Raw genomic sequence first — 20,857 nt, 5'->3', positions numbered from 1 at the left:
CATGAGCCAGACTTCCAGTTTTCCTCGACGTACGTTTTTGAAGGCATCGGCGGCGCTGACCGCTTCGGCGTTGTTCAACCCGCTTGCCCGCGCAGCCAATGGGCGCCGCACGGTGATCATCGATTGCGATCCCGGTCAGGACGACGCCATCGCCATCCTGTTCGCGCTGGGCGCGCATGATCGCCTCGATGTCCGCGCGCTGACGGCGGTGGCCGGCAATGTGCCGCTGAACCTGACAGAGCGCAACGCGCGCATCATCCGCGACTGGGCCGGCGCCACCAAAACGCTGCCCGTGCATGCAGGATGCCCGCATCCGATCATGCGCGAGCTGATCACCGCTGCGAACGTGCACGGCAAGACCGGGCTGGAAGGCGTCGAACTGCACGAACCGCTGGCGCCGCTCGCCGCGCAGCACGCGGTGGCGTATCTCATCGATACATTGAAAGCCGCGCCGCCGAAAAGCGTCACGATATGCGCACTCGGGCCGCTGACCAACATCGCAACGGCCTTGACCGAAGCGCCGGAAATCCGCGATGCACTGCGCGAAATCGTGCTGATGGGCGGGGCGTTTTTCGAGCGCGGCAACATTACGCCGGCGGCCGAGTTCAACATCTATGTTGATCCGCAAGCGGCAAGCATCGTGTTTTCGAGCGGCGTTCCGATTGTCGTGCTGCCGCGCGATGTCGCCGTGAAAGCCCCGATCACGCCAGCGCGCATTGCGCCGATCCGCGCCATCGGCAACCGCTGCGGCGCGCTCGTCGCGGACATCATGGCGGCCGAAGTGAAGTACCAGAAGGGGCGTCGAGGCGTGGAAGAGGCACCCATGTACGACCCGACCGCCGCCGGTTATCTCGTCGATCCGAGCCTTTTCAAAGGCAAGCTGGTCAACGTGGTGGTGGAAACGACCGGACAATTCACGCTGGGTGAGACCGTCGTCGACTGGTCGGGGCATAGCGGACGTGCGCCGAACGCGACCTGGATCACGGATGTCGATGCCGACGCGTTTTACGCCGCGCTGCGAGCCAGTATCGCGACGTTGCCTTGAAGTGCGCGGGACCTACATGTGCGCGGCAATATAGTCCCAGCATGCTTTCACGTGCGGCCCGCGATCAACGCCCGCGAGCGAAATCAACGCGATGGCGCGCGTGACCCGGGGTTTGTCGAGTCGCAGCGCAATCAGTTCGGGATCGTGCAAATGCATGGTGTAAAGGCTCGGCATGACCGCGATCGCGAGGCCGTTGCGCGCGAGGGCGTAGAGCGGCTCGGTGTATTCCATGGTGTAGGTCACCGAGAGGCGCAGCTTTTCGTCACCGCCGGTCCTGTGCAGGGTATCGCTTACGCTACCGCGCACGAACACGGCGAGATCGCGGCCGACGAGCTTTTTCCACGGCACGGTCTTGAGCTTTGCAAGCGGATCATCGCGCCGTACCACGACCACGATCTCGTCCTCGAAGACATCCTTGAAACGCAGGGCTTCGTGGTTCGCTTCGGGCTCATGCACGCCAATGCCGATATCGGCAACTCCGTCGCGCACGGCATCGATCAATGCGGTGTTCGGCAAGTCGGTCAGCGTGAAACGAAGCGTGGGACGCTGTTCGCGAAACGCGTTGAGGACAGGAAGCAGGCGTCCCGCCACCGATGGAATCATCGCGATGCGCACCGTCTGCAGCCGTTCCAGGAACGTGCTCGCCATGTCGTCGAAGGTGCCGCGCGCGTGATTGAGCAGGCGTTCGGCGAGCGGCAGGATGCTCGCGCCGGCATCGGTCAATGTAAGCCGGTGCGCCGAACGCAGGAACAACGGACCGCCGAGCAGAAATTCGATCTGGCGGATCGCGGCGGTCAGCGCGGGCTGCGTCAACGAAAGCGATTGCGCGGCCTGAGTGAAGCTGCGTGCGTGGGCGAGCGCGACGAAGTACTGGACTTGCCGCAAGGTCAGCGCGGGCAATGGACCTGATCGATCGGACATGAAGCGCTACCAGTTGGACGGATGCGCCGCAGTATAAAACGCGTGCACGCCGAAAGTGCCCAAGGAAAAAATAGTGAACAAGGAATCTTCGATGGCTTCTTCCGATGCAACCCTACCCCGCAAATCAGGCGGATGGCTCGACCGGCGCTTTGCCTTGAGCGAGCGTAAAACCAGCGTGCGCACGGAAACGCTCGCGGGCATCACGTCGTTCCTGGCGGCAGCGTATCTGCTCGTCGTGATTCCGTCTTTGCTTGCAACCGGCGGCATGGATCGTGGCGCGGCGACGACATCGACCATCATCGTGTTCGTGTTGAGCACCGTCTTGATGGGGCTATATACAAATCTGCCGTTTATTGTCGGACCCGGAATCGGCGGGTCGGTGATCCTCGGCGTCACACTGGCCGCGACCGAACATGTCGCGTGGCAAACCGGGCTGGGCATCGCGTTCATCTCGGGGTTGCTGTTTCTCATTCTTACCCTGGTCGGTGCGCGCAGTCTTGTCGTGCGCCTGATTCCGCAGCAGATCAAGCTGGGACTGGGGGCATCGATTGGATTGTTTATCGCGGTGCTCGGGTTTCGCAACGCTGGCATGGTGATCGCGAATGCAAAGACCAACGCGTTCGCCCTCGGTGACTTTTCGCGGCCCGGGACAATCGTCGCGCTGATCGGACTGGCCGCGGCCGTGGTGCTGCAAGGACGAAAAATCCCGGGCGCGATCCTTTGGGCAATCCTGATTGCAGCAGCCGCCGGCGTGCCGCTCGGCGTGACGCATATGCCTTCGTCGATGATCTCGTTTCCGCACGACATCATGCCCGTCGCGTTCAAGCTCGACATCCCGAGCGCGTTGACGGTCGCGGCGATTCCCTATTTGTTCGTCTTCTTCGCCGCCGAGTTTTTCTCGACGCTGGGCACCACGCTCGCGGTCGGCGCAAAAGCCAATCTCCTCGATGAAAACGCAAACCTGCCGAACATCAACCGGCCGTTCCTGGTCGATTCGATCGCGGCGACACTCGGTCCCGTATTCGGCATTCCAGCGCTGACCGCACTGGTCGAATCGGCAGCGGGTGTGGAAGCGGGCGGGCGCAGCGGACTGTCGTCGCTGGCGGCCGCCGCCATGTTCGCTCTCATGCTGCTGTTCGTGCCGGTCGCGCTCGCAATCCCGAAAGAAGCCACGGCGCCCGCGCTGATCCTGATCGGCCTGTCCATGTTCAGCACGATCCGCCACGCGCATTTCGATGATTTCACGGACGCCTTCCCGGTCCTTTCGATGGTCTTGCTCACGCTCATGTCCAACAGTTTCGGCACGGGCATTGCAGGCGGCCTGCTGTGCTTCGTGATCGTGAAGCTGCTCGCCGGACGCTTCAGGGAAGTGCCGTGGGGCCTCGTCGTGCTGGCAATTCCGCTGGGGTATTACTTCTGGACCGTGGTCAAGCACCATTAATTTCTGCACTACCGCAAGTACCGACAACCATGAAAGAGACATACGGCAACGTGCCCGCTTCGCGCACGGGAACAGACACCACGGCTGCGCACAAGGCATTCTTCAAGGCGATTCCAAAGGCCGAGCTGCATTGCCATTTGCTGGGCGCCGTGCGCCACGAGACGTTTATCGCGCTGGCGGAAAAGAGTAACGCGCCCATTGAACGCGCCGAGATCGATGCGTTTTATACGCGTGGCGAAAAGCCTGTCGGCGTGCTGCGCGTGCTGCGCGCCCTCGATGAACACCTTCTCACCGGCCCCGACGACCTGCGTCGGATCACGTATGAGTATCTCGAGGATGCTGCTGCGCATAACGTCCGCCACGCCGAGTTTTTCTGGAATCCGACGGGGACGGTGCGTGTGTCGAAAATCGAATACGGCGATGCGCAAGCCGGCATCGTGCAAGCGATCCGCGACGCGGCACGCGACTTCGGAATGTCGGCGCGATTGATTCCGAGCATCGACCGGGAAGCCGATCCGGATGAAGCGGTCGCGCTGGTCGAATGGATGAAAGCGCATCGCGCCGAGGAAGTCGCGGGGATCGGCATCGATTATCGTGAGAACGACCGGCCTCCCGAACTGTTCTGGAAGGCGTACCGCAACGCACGCGAGGCGGGTTTCAAGACGACCGCGCATGCGGGCGAATTCGGCATGCCGTGGCGCAACGTGGAAACGGCAGTTGAATTATTGAAGGTCGACCGTCTGGATCACGGCTATACGATCGTCGACAACCCCGCGCTCGCCGCGAAGTACGCCGCGTCCGGCATCGTGTTCACGGTGGTGCCGACCAACTCGTACTACTTGCGCACGTTGCCGCCGGAGAAATGGGCCGAGCTTCATCCGATCCGCCGGATGCCCGAGATGGGTCTGCGGATCCATCCGAACACCGACGATCCCACGCTGCACAAGGTCAATCCCAGTGAGGCATGGGAACTGATGTTCAGTCACTTTGGCTTCAGCACGGATGATCTGCGCGGTTTCATGATCAACGGCATCGACGGCGCATGGGTCGATGAAACCACGCGCGCAACCTGGCGGGCGCAATGGCTCCCGGAATTCGACAGCCTGGTCGAGCAATTACCTTGAGCGGTTCAATTTTTGATCGCACCGGTGGTGTCACGAAAACGCGCTTATCATCGCGCGTTGAAATCCGACACAGAAGTCACCGCGCATGCAATCAGCAGGCAATCAATCGATGCAATCTCCCGGCACGAAGCCCGGGGGAATAGTCGTCGCGACGATCATAGGCAACGCGTTCGTTGCCTATGACTTCACCGTGTACAGCTTTTCGGCGCTGATCATCGGCCAGCTGTTCTTTCCGTCGGATAACCCGCTCTCCTCGTTCCTGCTTTCGCTGGGAACGTTCGGCGCGGGTTTTTTCATGCGTCCGCTCGGGGCGATGTTCATCGGTCATCTGGCGAGCACGCGTGGCCGCAAAACCGCCATGACGTGGTCCATCGCGCTGATGACGCTCGGCACGTGGATGATCGCGTTCTTGCCGACGGCGGCGTCCATCGGCGTGACGGCGGCGTGGCTGATGGTCCTTGCGCGGCTCATGCAAGGGTTCGCGGCGGGCGGAGAGATCGGCCCGGCGTCGGCGGTGCTGATGGAATCGGTGCCGTTCAACCGCCGCTGTTACCTGACAAGCTGGCGCGGCGCGAGTCAGGGTGCCGCGGCGTTTGCGGCTGCGCTCGTCGGCGCGACCCTGACCGCCCTGCTTTCATCCAAGGCGATGCACGACTGGGGCTGGCGGATTCCCTTCGTGCTGGGCGGATTTATTGGACCGGTTGGATGGTATTTGCGCCGACGCATGCCGTCCGTCCCAGTCAACGCGCCCGATCGGCCGCGTTTCACCACGCTCTTCAGGCAGCATGCGCCCACGCTCGGCTACGGCACGCTGATGATGGCCGCGCCTTCGGTCGGGATTTATATCACCGTGTTTTATATGCCGAGCTATCTGGTGCGCACGCTGCATCGGCCGCCGGCCATAAGCCTTCTGATCGCGAGTCTTTCCGGGCTCGTGATCATGATTGTCAACCCGCTGGTTGCGCGCATTGCCGACCGGCAGGCGAGCCGGAAGCCGCTCCAGTACCTGATGCTCGTGATCTGCCTGGCGCTGACGTATCCCGCTTTCCTGGCGCTCAGGGCCGGCGTCAGTAATGTCGCCGCGACCGCAATCATTCTTGCGTATGTCGCGCTGGCGCTGAACAACGCCGGTGCAAGCACGGTCTTGATGATGGAAGCGTTTGCGCCGCTGCATCGCGCTGCGGCGTTGTCGATCATGTACAGCTTTGGCGTGACCATCTTCGGCGGATTCTCGCCGCTGATCGTGACCTGGCTGATCGCCGTAACCGGCAATCCGATGATGCCCGCGTGGTATCTCATCGGCGCGATCTGCATCACGCTCTTCGCGCTTCAGCGGTTTCCCGCAGCCGCCTGACTTACTTGCCGCCCGGCCCGAACGGCGACAGCACGCCGGGTTTGCCCATGCGCTGCAACTCGAAGGCGGCGGCACGCGCGTCCTGCGGACTCATGCCGTAAGCGCGGCGAAACGCACGCGTGAAATCCGACGCGCTCTTGAACCCGAGCCCATAGGCAATATCGATGACCTGGATGTTCGGAAAGCGCACCAGCTCGCCGGCCGCTTCCCGCAGCCGCCGGTTGCGGATATATGCGCCGAGGCCGCCTTCATGCTCGAACCATCGATAGATCGTGGCGCGCTTCAGTTGCAGCGCATCGACCACGCCCGAGGGCGACAGCTCCGGATGATGCAGATTCGCCTCGATATACCGGCGCACCTGGCCCAGAACCGCTACCTGAACTGCCGCACGCGCTTCGCCGGTCAGACGCGCCTGCTTGCGGAACGCGGCGATCAACAGTTGTATGGCGGCGTCCAGTTCGCCTTTCGCCTGCGCGACGTTCATGCGCGGCAAGTGACGGCTGAGCGCCGCGGCATGATCGAAGACGAGCTGCGTCAGCGGCGAGCTTTGCTCCACGATGCGCCCGTGGATTGAATCCGCGCCGGGGAACGCGGCATCGACCACTGCCTTCGGCGCGAACAGGGTCAGCACGTGGCAAGCGGGACGCTCTACGCGAAACGGCTGGTCCAGATCGAACGCGATGAGACCGCCCGTCGAATTCCTGGCGCTGCGCTTGGTCGGCGTCCCCGAAACATTACCCACGCCGCCTTCCGCGAACAGATGGAAAACGTAGTCACGGCGGGTATCGGCGGAGACTCGCGCGACCGAGCGTTCAAGCGTGAGCGCGTCCGTGCGGGAATCAGTGAAGACGATGTCGCCGGCCACGTATTTGTCGATCTGGCCGTGAAAACCGTCGGCGAGCTGCGCCTTGACCGGCGGCACGTCGACCACGTGGCCCACCCGTTCGCGCCACGCCAGGAGCTGGCCCTTCGCGTCCACGCCATGCGTACTGAAGGTGGTGCGCACAACGCCAGCGTGAAGCTCGTCGTCGGGGTGAAAGAGCGATGACATGTGGGTTGGGTGCCTCACGGGACGTACGGAAAATTCGAAAACGGCTCCAGCCAACAGCGCAGCCGGTTTAATTTGCAAAACTGAGACGTAGGGTAAAGCCCAAGAAAAGTGGCGCGTTACCTTCAGGTCATTGATTCGCCATCCATCTCCTTTCGCCCGCGCCAACGCTCGTGTTTACGGCCGCGCAAACGGGAATCGTAGGCTCGCCAGAATCATTGCGCAGCGAGACCGCGTATTCGCATGGACCACAGCGAAGCTGCACATTCCAATAAAACAACCATTGCGGCGCACAGCCGGCAAAGGTCGACGAGGTATTAGTATGAACGCCCTAAAGAAACCGCCGCCGATCAAGGCGGAAAACCTGCTGCCGTCGAGACTGGCCGATCAGCAGCTCGACCATCTGGAGCGGATGATCGGCTCGATCGTCAAGAACAGCCCGGCGGCTCCCGTGCTTGGCCTGGACCCCGAATATTGGGAAAGCCGCGTCCGGGCGCTGGTGGAAGAAAACAACTTGCTGGTGGTTCAGCAGCAACGCGTGCAACGTCTTTTAATCAAGCTGCAGCAACGCGTAAAAAACAAGACGATGGACCCGGCGGCAGCTTGAGTCTCCTCGCGCCACCGTCCGGCGCCTGCAACCACGCGTTCGATCAGTTGCCGATTTTCAGCAGTTCCACTTCAAACGTCAGCGTGCTGTTCGGCGGAATGGCGCCCACGCCCCGATCGCCGTAAGCCGTTGCCGGCGGGCACACCAGCTTTGCCTTTTCGCCCACCTTCATCTTCTGCAGACCCTGCGTCCAGCAAGGAACGACACGTCCCAACGGGAACGATGCCGGCGTGCCGCGCTTGTACGACGAGTCGAACTCGGTGCCGTCCGCGAGCGTGCCGCGATAGTTGACCGTGACGGTGTCGGCAGCGGTCGGCTGCGCGCCCGTGCCGGCCTTCAGTTCGGTCACGGTAACGCCGGAAGGCAGCGTTTCAGTTGCGGCGGCGGCATAAGCCGATGAAGCGAGCAGAACCATCGAAAGCAAAAGCGATACTTTTTTCATAAAACGTCCGGATTATTTCGTGGGTGAAATGATGTACACGATTTCTTCGATCAACAGGAAATCGAGCCGCTTACCATAGCACGAGCGTGCCCGCGCTCAGAGATGCCGCGATTCGGCGGGCGGCTCGCCCCAGTTGTCGTGACGGCCGTCGGCGACACGCACCGGCGCCTCTATGAGCTCGGTGGGCTCGGCGTTATCGAGTGAAGCCAACTGCACCGACACGTAATGGCCGCCGATCTCCTCGACATATCCACGGGCGAATGAACGCACGCCGCAGTAGCGGCAAAACAGGTGATGACCGACCTTGTGACCGAACTGATAATCGGTCGTGTCCTGCTCGCCGGAAAGCAGGCGAAAGGCGTCGGGTTTGATGATCGCGTTCCAGTTGCGCGTCTTGGTGCAGATCGAACAGTTGCATTTGTTGGTGCCGAGGCTCAGGTCGATGTCGGCTTCGAATCGAACCGCGCCGCAATGGCAACTGCCTGTATAAGTCTTCAGCATCGCATCCTCCCGGGAAATGGCGCACCGAAAGTGTACAGGCGTGCATGCCCGGAACGGCGTTGCCGGAACTGCAGTAGGATCGTTGACAATAAAAACCTCCTACGGTGCCATTCATGAACGTCACGCCCTTCCAGATAGCGATCCCCGATACCGCCCTGCACGACCTTCACGAACGGTTGTCCCGTGTACGCTGGCCGCAGTGTGTCGTGGATCTGGGATGGCGCGAGGGCACGGACGAGGCATTCCTGAAACGTCTTGTCGATTACTGGCAGAACGGCTTCGACTGGCGCGCGCAGGAATCGCGGCTCAACGCGCTGCCGCAATTCACCACCAGGATAGACGATCGAACCATCCACTTCGTGCACGCGCGTGGAAAGGGGCCGGCGCCCCTGCCACTAATCCTGACGCATGGCTGGCCGGGATCGTTTATCGAAATGGAGGCGATCATTCCCTTGCTCGCCGATCCCGCCAGCCACGGCGGCGACCCGCGCGATGCGTTCGACGTCGTGGTGCCGTCGCTGCCCGGATACGGGTTTTCGTCCGCACCGTCAACGCCCGGCACGGGACCGTCCGAAGTCGCGCGTGTGTGGGCGGCGCTCATGGAAGGTCTCGGCTATGGAAGATACGGCGTGCAGGGCGGCGACTGGGGCGCGGCTGTCTCCACATGGCTGGCGTTTCAGAATCCGGAAAACGTCGCGGGGCTTCATCTGAATTACATCCCGGGGTCGTACCGGCCGCCGCTCGACGGCGGCGAAGCTCCGCCCTCGCCGGAAGAGACGCAATTTCTCGATACAGCCAAAGCATGGGCCGACGCCGAAGGCGGTTACGCACATGTTCAGGGCACCAAACCGCAGACGCTTGCGTTCGGCCTGAACGATTCGCCGGCGGGTCTGGCGGCGTGGATCGCCGAAAAGTTCTACAGCTGGAGCGACAACGGCGGCGACCTCGAAAAAGCGATTTCGCTCGATGCGTTGCTTACCAATATTTCGATCTACTGGTTCACCGGCACCATCGGTTCGTCGTTTCGCATGTATCTGGAAAGCCGGCGGCGGCCCGTGCATTTCACGAGCGGGCAACGCGTGCTGCCACCAACGGGCATTGCCGCTTATCCGCGCGAATTGCCACTGCCGCCGCGCTCATGGATCGAGCGTGTCTACAACGTGCAACGGTGGACCACCATGCCGCGAGGCGGCCACTTCGCCGCAATGGAAACGCCGCACGAGTTGGCGGACGAACTGCGGACGTTCTTCAGGCCGCTGCGTTGAGCGGATCGACGACCGGATCTAAAACCGGTTAAAGCAGATCCTTCGCCGGACCCGGATCGGGCAGCGTGGAAACCGCGCCGGGACGTCGCAGCATCTTGTCGACTTCGCCCGCGTGCAGCTCCTCCACGTGGATCATCTGCCGCGCGTATTCCTCGAGCGCTATGGAGCGGCCTTCGACCTCGCGCAGCAGCGTCCTGTAATGCTCCAGCGCGAGCTTTTCGCTTTCGAGCGATTCGCGCAGGATCGAGCCTATGTCGAAAGTATGGGAATCCAGCAACGGCCCTATTTCAAGCGATGGATACGCGCCGAGCGTCGTGATCCACTCGCCGGCCTGCTGCGCGTGAAGCAGTGACTCGTCGGCTTGTTCACGCAGCCACGCGACAATCGGGATGCGGCCGAAGCCGAAAACGAGGAATGAGTAGTGGGTGTAACGGACCACGCCAGCGAGTTCTGACTCGAGAATCTGGTTGAGAATCTCGACGACGCGTTGCTGATTGATTTCCGGCATCTTCGCCTCCAGGTGCGCACACGGGTAACGCTCGGGACGAGCAGCGTTTTTCATGGTGCGCCTCAAGCGGCAAGCAGATCAAGCGCGTTGCTTGGCGCGCCGCAGCATTTGGCGGCTGATCAGAACTTTTCGATTTGCCGGTGCGCGCTCAGCGCAACGCCCAGCGGCACTGCAATTCCGACGAAAACGCCGAGCAGCGCACCGAACGCGTGTGCGAGTTCGGCAGGCGTCAACAGCGATACGTGCAAGCCGCACATTGCGAACCACGTCAGCACGGTTTCAAAGGTTTGTATCAGCATGCGCTGCCCCTTGGTTTATGCAGGTTTGACCGGTTTCTTGCGTTTGTCGGACGCGGGTTGCTTGAACATCGCCTTGCACTGTGGACTCAGCTTATTGAAGTTGGCCTTCATGCATGACGTGATTTTCTGCTCGTTCGGAATCTCCGATGCGCAAAAGCGGATGGCGTCGCCTTTGCAGGCCGCAGTTTGCTCGTCGCGGGTTGCGGCGAAGGCGGCGCTGGCTGACAGCATGACGAGGATCGATACAGAAGCGTATGCAGAGCGGAGCATGTTTACTTTAAGGAGCATAAGGTGCCCTTATTACCGCAAACATCACGCCCGCTACGCACACAAGGGTCGAGTTATTCTTCTAATGATTTTCGATCCTTGTGCTGTAAGGCTTTCAACGATTATTCGCAGCGCGAGCGTGGGTCAGATCGTCACGCGTCGCGCCAGGTTTAACGCGTCAGAACGTCGTCCACGCTGCGTCTTTTGCAAGTGACGGCGCCTGTCTGGTCATCTTTGCCGATACCACCGGTTTTTTCACTGCGAGCGTTGGCGCCGGCGCGAACGCATGGGCGCTCACATCAGACGCATCGATCGTGAAAATCGATACCAGTTCGCGCAACGTATTGGATTGCGCGGCCATCGACTGAGCCGCCGCCGATGCCTCTTCAACGAGCGCAGCGTTTTGCTGCGTGACTTCGTCCATCTGCATGACGGCTTGGTTGACCTGTTCGATCCCCGTATGCTGCTCGCCCGATGCCGCGCTGATCTCGCCCATCAGGTCCGTCACGCGCTTGACCGACTGCACGACTTCGGACATGGTGCGACCGGCTTCATCGACGAGTTGCGTGCCTGCATTGACGCGCTGAACCGAGGCGCTGATCAGGTCCTTGATCTCTTTCGCCGCCGACGCGCTGCGTTGAGCCAACGTCCGTACCTCGCCTGCGACCACCGCGAATCCGCGGCCTTGCTCGCCCGCCCGGGCCGCTTCGACCGCGGCGTTCAGCGCGAGAATGTTCGTCTGGAACGCAATGCCTTCTATCACCGTGATGATCTCGGCGACCTGTTTGGAACTGCTGGAGATTTCGCCCATCGTCTGGACGACGCGGTTTACGACTTCACCGCCTCGCACCGCGGTCTCCGATGCATTTGCGGCAAGCGAATTGCCCTGCAGCGCGTTTTCGGCGTTCTGCTTCACGGTTGCGGTGAGCTCCTCCATGCTTGCCGCCGTTTCTTCCAGCGACGCCGCCTGTTCCTCCGTGCGCTGGCTCAGGTCGGTGTTGCCCGCTGCAATCTGCGCGGAACCCGTGGCAATGCTGTCGCTGCTGTTTCGCACGCGGCCGACCACGTCCACGAGCCGCTCGTTCATGTGGCGCATCGCGGCAAGCAACTGACTTGTTTCGTCCTTGCCGCTCACATCGATCACCGCAGTCAGGTCACCCCGCGCCACTGTTTCGGCAACCTTCACGGCACGCCCGATCGGCGCCGTGATCGAGCGCGTGATCAGTACGCCGATCGTCACGCCCGCAACCAACGCGATGACAATCAGGACGCCTGTCGTGACCATCGCCGATTGATAGGTCGATGCCGCGCCCGCCACTTCCCTCTCGGCGCCAGCACGATTCAACTCGATGTCCTGTTCTATGAGTTTCAGCGTTCCGGTGAATTCCTTGCCCGCGTCGCCGCTCGAGATGGCGCGCGCTTCGGCTATGCCTGCGTCGCCTTTATCGGCGGCTTCGAAAAGCTTGGCGTCGACGGCGATGTAACGGCCCCAACCGCTTTTGATGTCCTCGAAGAGCTGTCTTTCTTCCGGCGAAGAAATCAGTTTTTCATAGCCGGCGAATGCCCCTTGAACCTTTGTCGCGGCGGCGTCGTGCTCGGCCCGGTTGGTTTGCCTTTCGTTCGCGTCCGCGGCGAGCAGATAGCGCAGGCTCGTACGGCGCATGGTGTTTGCGTATGACTGGATCCGTCCGGCGGCCTGAACGCTTGGCAGCCAGTCGTTAGCGAGTTCAAGGGTGCCGTCGTAGATACGGGATGTCTGCCACAACGTCAAACCGCCGACGGCGCACAAGAGGATCAGGATTGCGGCGAAACCTGCGGCAAGCCGGGTTCCGATTTTGAAGTTGCTGAGGGTCATGCTGATGCTCTCCGAGAGGTGTGTCGATGCACACGATTACGGAGAACTGGGGCAAATCTGAAATGACCTTTCAGATTTGGCGTGGAGTTTGTGTTTTGTAAGTTTGTGCGGTGCGGCGGACGATCGTTGATTTGTATACGTAAATTCGTCGAGCGGTTTAGGGGTTCGTACAAAAACTAAACAGCTATTCTTAACTCTTTCTCGTAGACAGAACTTGTAGAGTAAAAAACACTCATATAGGTGACTTATTCAAAATTAACTAACTTTATCTGCAATCGCGTTCCGATTAGCGTTTCCTTACAACGAACACTAGAAACGGCATTTGTCTAACTATCACCGAATTCCTGTCTCATCATCGAGAAGCGTGCGGATCATGCGCCCAGGATTCGCCATGAAAGCGCGCATGACCTGGACGTGTTCGGTATCGTCGTAATCGACGCGTGCAACGCCGTCGGCCGTGAACTGATAAATCCACGCATCCGGATAAGCCATGAGAATCGGCGAGTGCGTCGCAATGACAAATTGCGAGTCGTCGTTCGCCAGATCGTGGATGCGCGCGAGCGCGGCGAGCTGGCGTTGCGGTGAAAGCGCGGACTCCGGCTCGTCAAGCAGATAAAGGCCTTTGCCCCCAAAGCGGTTCATCAACAACGCGAGAAACGCTTCGCCGTGCGAGCGTTCGTGCAACGACTGGCCGCCATAAGAGCCGATGACCGGCGGTCCAAAGCCGCCTTCGGCATCGAGATTTTCGATCTCTGTCGCGACATTGAAAAAACTTTCGGCACGCAGGAAAAAACCGTCCTTCGGCTTCTTGAAGCCCTTGGCGACACGAAGATATTCATCGAGCGTGGAATGGGAAGAGCGGGTATCGAAGCGGAAATTTTTCGTGCCGCCTTCCGCGTTGAAGCCCATGGACACCGCGATGGCTTCGAGCAGCGTCGACTTCCCCGACCCGTTTTCACCGACAAAGAACGTCACCTTCGGATGCAGTTCGAGCGTGTCGAGCGAGCGGACGGCAGGCAGCGCAAATGGATAGACATCGAAAGATTCGACTTTTTCCCGCTGCAATGTAATACGGCTGATGTACTGGCTGGAGATCATGCGTTCGTTGTAGCGCTGACGAAGCGCCATCTTAACGCGTCGCTGCGGGCCGGTCGTTCACACCTCCACGATCACTTCAAAACCGCCGTAGATCATGCGTTTGCCGTCGAAGGGCAGCGGATTTTTGTCCGGTTGAAGTCGCGGATCCGCCATGACCGCGTTCATGCCTTCGTCGCGAGCCTGGCGTGACGGCCAGACAATCCACGAGAACACAACCGCCTCGTCGTCCTTGCGTTTGACAGCCATGGTGAACGACGTCAGCGTGCCTTCGGGAACGTCGTCGCCCCAGCACTCGACCACCTTCAACGCGCCGTGCTCCCTGAAAACGCCCGCAGCCATTTGCGCGTGCTGCCGGAACGCTTCACGGTTGGCCGTGGGCACGGCCGCGAGAAACCCATCGATGTACGTCATGACGCATCTCCTGTTCAGTCGTTCGAGAAGAAGCGCGCACAACGACGTTGTGCGCCTCCTTGCTCAACGACGAACGACGCGGCCGGAAATCGACATCGGTTCAGCTTACGGGTGCAGGTTCGGGCACCGGCGCCGGGACATGCTGCGCAATCTGTTCGCGCAGCTTGATCAACGCAAGCACCGTGTCGATAGTCGGCGTTGCCTGCCCGACCAGCCGCCCCATTTCCTGCACGACGGTCAGCAACGGATCGATTTCCATTGGACGATGCGCTTCGAGGTCCTGAAGCATGGACGTTTTGTGCGCGCCGACGGCGCCCGCGCCATCGATACGTTTTTCCACATCCACCCGGAAATGCACCCCGAACCGTTCCGCGATGGATTTCGCTTCGAGCATCATGGTTCTCGATACATCGCGCGTCGCCGTGTTGCTCGTGATCACGTCGAGCGTTGCATGGGTCAGCGCGCTGATCGGATTGAAGCAGAGGTTGCCCCAGAGCTTGAGCCAGATTTCATCGCGGATATTGTCGCGAATGGGGGCATCCAGGTCCGCTGCAACCATGATCTCGTGCAGCTTTTGAACGCGTTCCGTGCGCTCGCCGCTCGGTTCCCCAATGGGAAACTTCTTGCCATACACGTGGCGTATCACGCCCGGTTCCGTGATTTCAGCCGCCGGGTAAACCACGCAGCCAATCGCGCGCTCAGGGCCGAGTTGCTTCCACTGCTTGCCGCCGGGGTCGATGCTGTCAAGCGTCGTGTTGGCGAACTCTCCGCCGTGCTTGTAGAAATACCAGTAAGGGATGCCGTTGACGGCGGTCACGATGGCGGTCTCGGGACCGAGCAATGGCTGCATTGCAGCGACCACGCCCGGCACCGAATGCGCCTTCAACGCGATGATGACGTAGTCCTGCACGCCGAGTTCGCGTGGATCGGATGAACACCGGACCTTGACGGTGCGCTCGCCGCCATCGATCTGGAGGCGCACGCCCTTCGATTGCATGGCCGCGAGATGCGGGCCGCGCGCAACGAAGCTGACGTCCGCACCGGCTGAAGCGAGTTGCGCGCCCAGGTACGCGCCGATTGCGCCGGCGCCATATACACAGATTTTCATCGGACTCTTCCTGTTTTAAATAACGAATTCTGTCGGGCCAGATGGAACCGTCAATCCGGCTTCAGGCGATGCGAATATCTCGGCGCGTCCTGCGAAGCCGCGGGTTCTGGTTCATGCCGTGCGATCGGCGACGGTCTCCACGTCGCGTGCCGGCATTCCTGATGAAGTGCCATGTTGCTGAACTCGAATGCCTCAGGCTGAAGCCATGATGGCAACGTTCATCCATTAACGAAAGTGAAAGTTTCTTATGCCTTGGATTAGGTAAACCTTATATATTCCGGATGCCTAATAAATTTTGGATGCGCGTGGTCAACGCGCTGTTCAAAGCGCGTGAGTGGAATGCAGCGCTTAGCTAAACCCTTGCCTTAGTTGACCGTTGCAATTCGTTCCCGTCTTTCGATCAGGCGGCGGACAGTTGACGCAGCAATGCGTCGACACTCGTCTTGGCATCGCCGAAAAGCATGCGCGTGTTGTCCTTGTAGAAGAGCGGGTTGTCCACGCCCGCGTAACCGGTCGCCATGCCGCGTTTGGAGACCACGACCGTGCGCGCCTTCCACACTTCGAGCACCGGCATGCCGGCAATCGGGCTGCCCGGATCTTCGAGTGCGCCCGGATTCACAATGTCGTTCGCGCCGATCACGAGCACGACGTCCGTCGTGTGAAAGTCCTCGTTGATCTCGTCCATTTCAAGCACGATGTCATACGGCACTTTCGCTTCGGCGAGCAGCACGTTCATGTGTCCCGGCAGGCGTCCCGCAACCGGATGAATGCCGAAGCGAACCCTCACGCCGAGTGCTTCGAGCTTGCGCGTGATATCGCTGATCGTGGTCTGCGCCTGCGCCACGGCCATGCCGTAACCCGGCACGATGATGACCTCGGATGCATCGCGCAGGATGGCGCAGACTTCGTCAATACTCGTTGCGATCACTTCGCCGCCAACGTCCGCTGTGCTCGTTCCGCTTGCTGCGCCAAAGCCGCCCAGGATCACCGACAAAAAGCTGCGGTTCATCGCGCGGCACATGATGTAGCTCAGGATTGCGCCGCTCGAACCGACCAGCGCGCCGGTCGTGATCAGCAAGTCGTTGCTCAGCATGAAGCCGGTCGCAGCGGCTGCCCATCCGGAATAGCTGTTGAGCATGGACACGACCACGGGCATGTCCGCCCCGCCGATCGCCATCACGAGATGCACGCCGAGCGCTGCCGCAAGCACGATCATGATGAGCAACGCGGTGATGCCGTCGGCGACCACGTTGGCCGTCATGAACCGGTAACCCAGCGCCACGCACGCGACCAGCACAGCGAGATTCAGCATATGCCGCGCGGGCAAGACGAGCGGCTTGCCGCTGATCGTGCCTTGCAGCTTCAGGAACGCGACAATGGAGCCCGTGAACGTGATCGTGCCGATGAACACCCCAAGGTAGATCTCGCAGAGATGAATGGTCAGCTCGGCGCCGGCGATATCGCCCATCGGCATGAGGTAGTTGGTGAAGCCGATCAATACCGCCGCAAGTCCGACGAAGCTGTGCAGCACCGCAACGAGCTGCGGCATTTGCGTCATCTCGACACGCCGCGCGAGCACAGCCCCAATCGCCGCGCCGATCACAGCCGCTGCCAGCACGACCGCAAGCCCTGCGCCTTGCGCGATCAGCAATGTCGCAACGACCGCGATCAGCATGCCCACTACACCATAGATGTTGCCCCGGCGCGCGGTGCTCGGATGACTCAACCCGCGCAAGCTCAAGATGAAAAGCACGGCGGCGCCCAGATACCCAATGTTGCCAATTCCGTTCAGCATTTTTTTTCTCCTTAATTGCGCTGAAACATCTTCAACATGCGATGGGTCACGAGGAACCCGCCTGCAATGTTGATCGTGGCAACCAGCAACGCGATACCGCCAAGCACCGTCACGAGCGTGTCGGATGTACCGAGTTGCAGCAACGCGCCGATCACGATGATCCCGCTGATGGCGTTGGTCACGCTCATGAGCGGCGTATGCAATGCGGGCGTCACGTTCCAGACCACCTGGTAACCGACGAACACCGCAAGCACGAACACAGTCAGATGCGCGACGAAAGCAGGCGGCGCGACCGCACCGAGCGCAAGCAGGGCTACTGCGGCAACGGCCAGGATCACGATCGACATGAAGGCGCTGCGCGGTTTTTCCTTGATATCCTTTGCAACGAGTTTGGCGGCCGCAGGTTTATGCGGCGCGATGGCCGCCGTTTTTGGCGGCGGCGGCGGCCAGCTCACGACGCCGTCATGCACGACCGTTGCGCCGCGCATCACGTCGTCGTCCATGTTGATCTTCGCGATGCCATCCTTCTGCGGCGTGAGATCGGTCAGCAAATGACGGATGTTGGTGCCGTAAAGCTGGCTCGATTGCGTGGCCATGCGGCTTGCGAGATCGGTATAACCGACTATCGATACACCGTGGATCTGCGCCACTTCACCCGGCTGCGTGAGCTCGCAATTGCCGCCTTGCTCGGCCGCCATATCCACGATCACGCTGCCCGCGCGCATCATGCCGACCATCTCCGCGGTGATCAGCTTCGGCGCGGGTTTGCCCGGAATCAGGGCGGTCGTGATGATGATGTCCACTTCCTTCGCCTGTGCCGCGAACAGCGCCATCTCGGCTGCGATGAACTCCGCGCTCATCTGTTTCGCGTACCCGCCACCGCCGCCGCCGTCTTCCTCGATATCGATCGTGAGGAACACAGCACCCATGCTTTCCACTTGCTGCTCGACCTCGGCGCGGGTGTCGAATGCACGCACGATCGCGCCCAGACTGCGCGCGGCGCCGATCGCCGCCAGGCCCGCAACGCCTGCGCCGATCACCAGCACTTTCGCCGGCGGCATCTTGCCTGCGGCAGTGATCTGCCCGGTGAACACGCGCCCGAAATGCTGCGCCGCTTCGATAACCGCGCGGTAACCCGCCATGTTCGCCATCGAGCTGAGCGCGTCGAGCTTTTGCGCGCGCGAGATTCGCGGTACGGAGTCCATGGCCATGATGTTGGTGCCGGCCGCTGCAAGTTGCGCGAGCAACGCGGCGTTTTGTGCCGGCCAGATGAAGCTGATCAGCGTCGCGCCTTTTTTCAGCAGCGCCGCTTCCTGTGGTTCGGGCGCGCGCACCTTGATCACGACGTCGGCGCCGGACCACAACGCGGTCGTGTCGCTCACAATCCGGGCGCCGGCTGCACGGTAGGCGTCGTCATCGAATGATGCGGCGAGGCCCGCCTGCGATTCCACATTCACCGCGAAGCCGAGTTTCAACAACTGGCCGACGGTTTCGGGTGTCGCGGCAACGCGGCGCTCGCCCGCGCGGATTTCGCGCGGTACAGCAATGGTCATGGCCATGTCAGGCTCCGCCCGCTAAAACGTTCGACAACACCCCGATCCCGCCAATAGACACTTCCACCGTCGCGCCATCCTTGATCGATCCGACGCCAATGGACGTGCCGCACGCGATCACATCGCCGGGTTCGAGGGTCATGTCTTGCGAGATCAGGCTCACTTGCTGCGCGGGCGAATAGATCATGTCGGAGAGCGGATAGTTCTGGCGCTCGACGCCATCGAGACGCGTGACGACATGCGCATTGCGCCAGTCGAAATCGCGCTGGATCGCGGGGCCGATGCAACTGAAGGTATCGAAGCCCTTCGATCTGCACCATTGCGCGAAGTTGTGATCTTCGTTGAGGAGTTCGGCGGCGGTGACGTCGTTGATGCAGCTATAGCCGAAGATATGGTCATCGGCTTCTTCCGCCGACACATTGCTGCAGCGCTTGCCGATCACGATTGCCAGTTCGCCTTCGTATGCGATCTTGCCGCTGTAAGCCTTCGGTCGCCGGATGGGTTCGCCGTGGCCGATCACGGAAGTCGGCGGCTTGATGAGAAACAGCGGATGGGAAGGCGCGGCCTTCCCCAGTTTCTCCGACAATGCGTGAAAGTTGTTCCAGAGCGCGACCACTTTTGTCGGTACGCACGGGCTCAGCAGCGTGACGTCTTCAAGGCTCAGCAAATTGGCGCCGGGAGTCGAAACCCCGAACATCTCGCCGTCGTATTGCGTGATGCGATGGTTTTCCAGAACGCCGAATCCCGTCTGGCCATGCGCGTTCCGAAACCGTATCCACGTTTTCATCGTTTGTCTCCTGCAAGTTTTTATGGGGTGCGCTGACGCCGGCTGCATTTCAGCCGCGTCGCATCATCTTTTATTGCAAGCCGGCGTTTTAAATGGCGCCGACCGCTCGCAAATGCGCAATCTGTTCCGGCTGATAGCCGAGTTCGGCCATCACTTCGTCGGTGTGTTCACCGAGCAAGGGCGAGCGCGTGACTTCGGTGGGGCTATCCGACAACTTGATAGGATTCCCGACGGTCAGGTATTTGCCGCGCACTGGATGATCGACTTCGACAATGGTTCCGGTTTCGCGCAACGACGGCTCTTCCGCGATTTCTTTCATCGATAAGATCGGGCCGCACGGAATGTCGTATTTGTTCAGAATGTCCATGGCCTGGAATTTGGTCTTGGTCATGGTCCAGCGTTCGATCTCGGCGAAGATGTCCTTCAGATGCGGCAGTCGCGCGGCGGCGGTGGCGTAGTTCGGATCGGTGGCCCATTCTTCCTTGCCGATCACGTTGCAGATTTTCGCCCACACGGGCGCTTGCGTAATGAAATAGATGTACGCGTTCGGGTCCGTTTCCCATCCCTTGCATTTCAGGATCCAGCCGGGCTGACCACCGCCGGATGCGTTGCCTGCACGTGGCACGGCTTCACCGAACTCGCCATTGGGATACTGCGGATATTCCTTCATCACGCCTGTGCGTTCCAGGCGTTGCTGATCGCGCAGCTTCACGCGGCACAGATTGAGCACGCTGTCCTGCATCGCGGAGAGAACGTACTGGCCGCGACCCGTTGTGTGTCGTTGAAAAAGCGCTGTCACAATGCCGAGTGCGAGATGCAGGCCCGTTCCCGAGTCGCCAATTTGCGCACCGGTCACAACGGGCGGACCATCGTCGAAACCTGTCGTCGACGCGGCCCCGCCCACGCATTGCGCCACGTTCTCGTAGACCTTGCAGTCCTCATACGGACCGGGACCAAAACCTTTCACCGACGCCACGATCATCCGCGGGTTCAGTTCCTGGACGCGTTCCCATGTAAAGCCCATCCGGTCCAGCGCGCCGGGAGCGAAATTCTCGACCATCACATCGCAGACCTGGATCAGCTCTTCGAGAACCTGCTTGCCTTCGGGATTCTTTGTATCGATCGTGACCGATCGCTTGTTGTGGTTCAGCATCGTGAAGTACAGGCTGTCCGCCTCGGGGATATCGCGGAGCTGGTCACGCGTGACATCGCCTACACCCGCCCGCTCCACCTTGATCACGTCCGCGCCGAACCACGCCAGCAACTGCGTGCAGGTCGGCCCCGACTGCACATGCGTGAAGTCGAGGATCTTCACGCCCTCCAATGCCTTGCCCATTTTGCGTCTCCCTAAATTGATCTTGTCTGCTTGGCGTGGCGCGTGGCTGGCTGCCGGACTTTGCCGGCTCGTACCGCGGATCGCTCACGGAT

General features: G+C 60.8%; 21 protein-coding genes. 6 read left to right on the top strand and 15 right to left on the bottom strand.

The genetic code is table 11. From position 1 onward, the window contains the following. The first annotated feature begins 1 nt into the window (after position 1). On the top strand, positions 2-1,045 hold the full coding sequence (locus tag AXG89_RS36475; RefSeq protein WP_075360067.1) for a nucleoside hydrolase: 1,044 nt from the start codon (positions 2-4) through the stop codon (positions 1,043-1,045). Between the two features lie 12 nt (positions 1,046-1,057). Here the strand turns inward: AXG89_RS36475 and AXG89_RS36470 are convergent, their stop codons facing one another. Beyond that, on the bottom strand, positions 1,058-1,966 hold the full coding sequence (locus tag AXG89_RS36470) for a LysR family transcriptional regulator (RefSeq protein ID WP_075360066.1): 909 nt from the start codon (positions 1,964-1,966) through the stop codon (positions 1,058-1,060). A 91-nt stretch (positions 1,967-2,057) separates the two neighbouring features. On the opposite strand from AXG89_RS36470, the gene AXG89_RS36465 reads away from it, so the two are divergent. The 3 genes from AXG89_RS36465 (at position 2,058) to AXG89_RS36455 (ending at position 5,885) form a co-directional block, all read left to right on the top strand. Beyond that, entirely contained in the window at positions 2,058-3,407 is a 1,350-nt protein-coding gene (locus AXG89_RS36465; RefSeq protein WP_075360065.1) for an NCS2 family permease, read from the top strand. Between the two features lie 29 nt (positions 3,408-3,436). Then, entirely contained in the window at positions 3,437-4,531 is a 1,095-nt protein-coding gene (gene add, locus AXG89_RS36460; protein ID WP_075360064.1) for an adenosine deaminase, read from the top strand. An 85-nt stretch (positions 4,532-4,616) separates the two neighbouring features. Further along, positions 4,617-5,885, top strand: a complete 1,269-nt coding sequence (locus AXG89_RS36455) for an MFS transporter (protein WP_075360063.1) — start codon at positions 4,617-4,619, stop codon at positions 5,883-5,885. A gap of 1 nt (position 5,886) precedes the next feature. On the opposite strand, the gene AXG89_RS36450 is transcribed toward AXG89_RS36455, so the two are convergent. After that, complete coding sequence (locus AXG89_RS36450; RefSeq protein ID WP_075360062.1) at positions 5,887-6,936, bottom strand: AraC family transcriptional regulator; 1,050 nt, start codon at positions 6,934-6,936, stop codon at positions 5,887-5,889. A gap of 319 nt (positions 6,937-7,255) precedes the next feature. Between AXG89_RS36450 and AXG89_RS36445 the strand changes: the two genes are divergently transcribed. After that, complete coding sequence (locus tag AXG89_RS36445) at positions 7,256-7,540, top strand: hypothetical protein (protein ID WP_075360061.1); 285 nt, start codon at positions 7,256-7,258, stop codon at positions 7,538-7,540. Between the two features lie 43 nt (positions 7,541-7,583). Here the strand turns inward: AXG89_RS36445 and AXG89_RS36440 are convergent, their stop codons facing one another. Both AXG89_RS36440 and AXG89_RS36435 read right to left on the bottom strand, forming a co-directional pair. Continuing rightward, entirely contained in the window at positions 7,584-7,982 is a 399-nt protein-coding gene (locus tag AXG89_RS36440) for an FKBP-type peptidyl-prolyl cis-trans isomerase (protein WP_056360399.1), read from the bottom strand. A gap of 96 nt (positions 7,983-8,078) precedes the next feature. Further along, on the bottom strand, positions 8,079-8,483 hold the full coding sequence (locus tag AXG89_RS36435; protein WP_075360060.1) for a GFA family protein: 405 nt from the start codon (positions 8,481-8,483) through the stop codon (positions 8,079-8,081). A gap of 113 nt (positions 8,484-8,596) precedes the next feature. On the opposite strand from AXG89_RS36435, the gene AXG89_RS36430 reads away from it, so the two are divergent. Next, a complete protein-coding gene (locus tag AXG89_RS36430) occupies positions 8,597-9,748 on the top strand; it encodes an epoxide hydrolase family protein (RefSeq protein ID WP_119024781.1) in 1,152 nt (383 codons plus the stop codon). 28 nt (positions 9,749-9,776) lie between these two features. Here the strand turns inward: AXG89_RS36430 and AXG89_RS36425 are convergent, their stop codons facing one another. From AXG89_RS36425 to frc, 11 genes are all read right to left on the bottom strand, one after another. After that, positions 9,777-10,256, bottom strand: coding sequence for a ferritin-like domain-containing protein (locus AXG89_RS36425; protein WP_075360336.1), 480 nt, complete (start codon positions 10,254-10,256; stop codon positions 9,777-9,779). 119 nt (positions 10,257-10,375) lie between these two features. Beyond that, positions 10,376-10,555 (bottom strand): hypothetical protein, encoded by a 180-nt coding sequence (locus AXG89_RS36420; RefSeq protein WP_062001237.1) that lies wholly within the window; start codon positions 10,553-10,555, stop codon positions 10,376-10,378. A gap of 15 nt (positions 10,556-10,570) precedes the next feature. Then, positions 10,571-10,825: a hypothetical protein gene (locus AXG89_RS36415; RefSeq protein ID WP_062001238.1), complete on the bottom strand. Its 255-nt coding sequence runs from the start codon at positions 10,823-10,825 to the stop codon at positions 10,571-10,573. 175 nt (positions 10,826-11,000) lie between these two features. Continuing rightward, positions 11,001-12,677, bottom strand: a complete 1,677-nt coding sequence (locus AXG89_RS36410; protein ID WP_075360058.1) for a methyl-accepting chemotaxis protein — start codon at positions 12,675-12,677, stop codon at positions 11,001-11,003. A 333-nt stretch (positions 12,678-13,010) separates the two neighbouring features. After that, positions 13,011-13,775 carry an AAA family ATPase gene (locus tag AXG89_RS36405; protein WP_075358804.1) on the bottom strand — a complete coding sequence of 255 codons (765 nt, stop codon included), beginning with the start codon at positions 13,773-13,775 and terminating at the stop codon, positions 13,011-13,013. A gap of 57 nt (positions 13,776-13,832) precedes the next feature. Further along, entirely contained in the window at positions 13,833-14,186 is a 354-nt protein-coding gene (locus AXG89_RS36400) for a DUF1428 domain-containing protein (protein ID WP_062001240.1), read from the bottom strand. 100 nt (positions 14,187-14,286) lie between these two features. After that, the gene (locus tag AXG89_RS36395; protein WP_062001241.1) at positions 14,287-15,294 is read right to left on the bottom strand and encodes a 2-dehydropantoate 2-reductase; all 1,008 of its coding nucleotides are present in this window, start codon (positions 15,292-15,294) and stop codon (positions 14,287-14,289) included. Between the two features lie 400 nt (positions 15,295-15,694). Then, entirely contained in the window at positions 15,695-17,089 is a 1,395-nt protein-coding gene (pntB, locus tag AXG89_RS36390; protein WP_075358790.1) for a Re/Si-specific NAD(P)(+) transhydrogenase subunit beta, read from the bottom strand. 11 nt (positions 17,090-17,100) lie between these two features. Beyond that, positions 17,101-18,648 (bottom strand): Re/Si-specific NAD(P)(+) transhydrogenase subunit alpha, encoded by a 1,548-nt coding sequence (locus AXG89_RS36385; RefSeq protein ID WP_075358789.1) that lies wholly within the window; start codon positions 18,646-18,648, stop codon positions 17,101-17,103. 1 nt (position 18,649) lies between these two features. After that, positions 18,650-19,429, bottom strand: a complete 780-nt coding sequence (locus tag AXG89_RS36380; protein WP_075358788.1) for a fumarylacetoacetate hydrolase family protein — start codon at positions 19,427-19,429, stop codon at positions 18,650-18,652. A gap of 88 nt (positions 19,430-19,517) precedes the next feature. Continuing rightward, positions 19,518-20,765 (bottom strand): formyl-CoA transferase, encoded by a 1,248-nt coding sequence (frc, locus tag AXG89_RS36375; RefSeq protein WP_062001245.1) that lies wholly within the window; start codon positions 20,763-20,765, stop codon positions 19,518-19,520. Positions 20,766-20,857: the final 92 nt, after the last annotated feature.

The sequence above is a fragment of the Burkholderia sp. PAMC 26561 genome (assembly GCF_001557535.2).
Lineage (GTDB): Bacteria > Pseudomonadota > Gammaproteobacteria > Burkholderiales > Burkholderiaceae > Caballeronia.
This window is presented reverse-complemented; position numbering and strand designations above follow the sequence as displayed.